The following is a 2,529-nucleotide window of genomic DNA, read 5'->3' as shown; positions in this document are numbered from 1 at the left end:
TCGGCGCCCGCTTTTCGATCCGCGCTACCTGGGCTTCGACGACGTCTTGGCTGCCCCAGGCCTTATCGAAGAGTTCCTTATGCACCGGCCCGGGCTCTTCGATGGCACCGTCGTCGTTGAGCACCCGTTTGGCGTGTTGAATCGCCAGCGGTGCCAGCCCGGCGATCTCGGCGGCCCAGGCCTGGGCGTCGGCGAGCGTCCCGATGCGATTGGCCATCCCGGTCTGCAGCGCCACGTCGGCCGTCAGCTTCTCCGCCGTGAGCAGCATTGCCCGGGCCCGGCCATGACCGACGAGCGAGGATAGTCGCCGGATGCTCCAATTATCCAGGGCCAGGCCATATTTCGAGGTCGGGAACTGGAAGAACGCCTCGGGTGCGACGACCCGCAGATCGCATTGCATGGCCAGCTGCAGGCCGGCGCCGATGGCGGGGCCGTTGATGGCCCCGATCACCGGGATCAGCGTGGCATCCAGCACCCTGTGCAGCTCGACGAGCCGGTCGGGGTAGTCGGCCGCGAAGGCGTCACCGCTCAGGTCGGCGCCGGCGCAGAACACCGTGCCCTGACCCGTCAGCACGATCGCGCGGGTGGAGCCGTCGCCGGCCTTCAGCACGGCCTCGCGCAGCTCCTCGACCAGCTGGGAGTTCAACGCGTTGCGGCGCTCGGGACGCTGCAGCTCGATGGTCATAACGGCTTCGGCCTGGGTAACACCGATCATGGCAGCCACCCTATATAGCCTCGTCTCGTGAGTCGTATTACGGCTGCTCAACTCCGCGATGCGGTGCTGGACGAGAATTCCTTCGTCCGCTGGGACAGCGAACCGCTCGGCGTGCCGGTCAGCGCGGCCTACGCCCAGGAGCTCGCCGACGCCCGGGCCGCGACGGGCCTGGACGAATCGGTGCTCACCGGCGAGGGGCGCGTCTTCGGCCGCCGGGTCGCGGTGGTGGTCTCCGAGTTCGGCTTCCTGGGCGGGTCGATCGGGGTCGCCGCGGCCGAGCGGATCACCGCCGCGGTGCAGCGGGCGACGGCCGAGGGGTTGCCGCTGCTGGCCTCGCCGAGCTCCGGCGGCACCCGCATGCAAGAGGGCACCGTCGCGTTCCTGCAAATGGTGAAGATCGCCGCGGCTGTCCGGCTGCACAGACAGGCGCACCTGCCCTACCTGGTATATCTGCGCAATCCGACCACCGGCGGGGTGTTCGCGTCCTGGGGGTCGCTGGGACATGTGACGGTCGCCGAGCCGGGCGCGTTGATCGGGTTCCTCGGCCCCCGCGTGTACCAGTTCCTCTACGACGAATCCTTTCCCGAGGGCGTGCAGACCGCCGAGAACCTTCAGCGACACGGCGTCATCGATGGCGTCGTCCGGCTCGATGAGCTGCGCCGCACGCTGGACCGTGCCATGACCGTCATCGTCGACGCTCCCGAGCCGCTGCCCGCGCCGGTCCCACCCGAGCCAACGCCCGACGTCGCGGCGTGGGACTCGGTGGTGGCGTCGCGGCGGCCCGACCGGCCGGGGGTGGGGCTGTTGCTGCGGCACGGCGCCACCGATCGGGTGCTGCTGTCGGGGACCGGCCAGGGCGAGGCGGCGACCACGCTGCTGGCTCTGGCCCGGTTCGCCGGCCAGCCCGTGGTGGTGCTGGGGCAGCAGCGGCTGACGGGCGGCCTGGTGGGGCCCGCCTCACTGCGCGAAGCCCGGCGCGGCATGGCGCTGGCCGCCGAGTTGCGCCTGCCGCTGGTGCTGGCGATCGACACCGCGGGGCCGGCACTGTCGGCCGAAGCCGAACAGGGCGGGCTGGCCGGGCAGATCGCGCAATGCCTGGCCGAGTTGGTGACGCTGGATACCCCGACGGTGTCGGTGCTGCTGGGCCAGGGCAGCGGCGGGCCTGCGCTGGCGATGGTGCCCGCCGACCGGGTGCTGGCCGCGTTACACGGCTGGCTGGCCCCGCTACCGCCGGAGGGCGCCAGCGCGATCGTATTCCGCGATACCAAGCACGCCGCTGAACTCGCTGCGGCACAAGGCATTCGGTCGGCCGATCTGCTCAAGTCGGGAATCGTCGACGCAGTCGTGCCGGAGTATCCCGACGCCGCCGACGAGCCGGTCGAGTTCGCGCAGCGATTGTCGCGGGCCATCGCCGCCGAGGTGCACGCGTTGCGCCGGCTCCCCGCCGCCGAGCGGCTGGCCGCCCGGTTGCGCCGCTACCGCCACATCGGCTTGCCCGAGCTCCGTCGCGACACATAAACCACGCTTAAGACGCGCCGACGCATGTGTGCGTGGATGATATCTCGCGCCCAGACGACGCGGCGGGGTAATACGGCGTGCAGCCTCCCACAGCCATAGTCGACAATCAGGCAAAATGGGCGGCATGGACACAGGAGCTAGCTCACCGCGGGTCTTGGTCGTCGACGACGATTCGGATGTGCTCGCGTCGCTCGAACGCGGTCTGCGGCTGTCCGGATTCGAGGTGTCGACGGCGGTCGACGGCGCCGAGGCGTTGCGCAGCGCCACCGAGACGCGCCCGGATGCGATCGTGCTCG

Annotated in this window: 3 protein-coding genes; 2 read left to right on the top strand and 1 reads right to left on the bottom strand. The window is 70.5% G+C overall.

What is annotated here, in order from left to right; translation table 11 throughout:
* Nucleotides 1-715, bottom strand: a 715-nt coding sequence (locus A5652_RS19010; RefSeq protein WP_067354950.1) for an enoyl-CoA hydratase, incomplete at its 3' end; no start/stop codon positions are given.
* 27 nt (nucleotides 716-742) lie between these two features.
* Here A5652_RS19010 and A5652_RS19005 point away from each other — a divergent pair.
* Both A5652_RS19005 and A5652_RS19000 read left to right on the top strand, forming a co-directional pair.
* On the top strand, nucleotides 743-2,233 hold the full coding sequence (locus A5652_RS19005) for a carboxyl transferase domain-containing protein (protein WP_067354947.1): 1,491 nt from the start codon (nucleotides 743-745) through the stop codon (nucleotides 2,231-2,233).
* Between the two features lie 115 nt (nucleotides 2,234-2,348).
* Nucleotides 2,349-2,529, top strand: a 181-nt coding sequence (locus tag A5652_RS19000; protein WP_156745419.1) for a response regulator, incomplete at its 3' end; no start/stop codon positions are given.

This window comes from Mycobacterium sp. 1165178.9, from assembly GCF_001673555.1.
GTDB lineage: Bacteria > Actinomycetota > Actinomycetes > Mycobacteriales > Mycobacteriaceae > Mycobacterium.
This window is presented reverse-complemented; position numbering and strand designations above follow the sequence as displayed.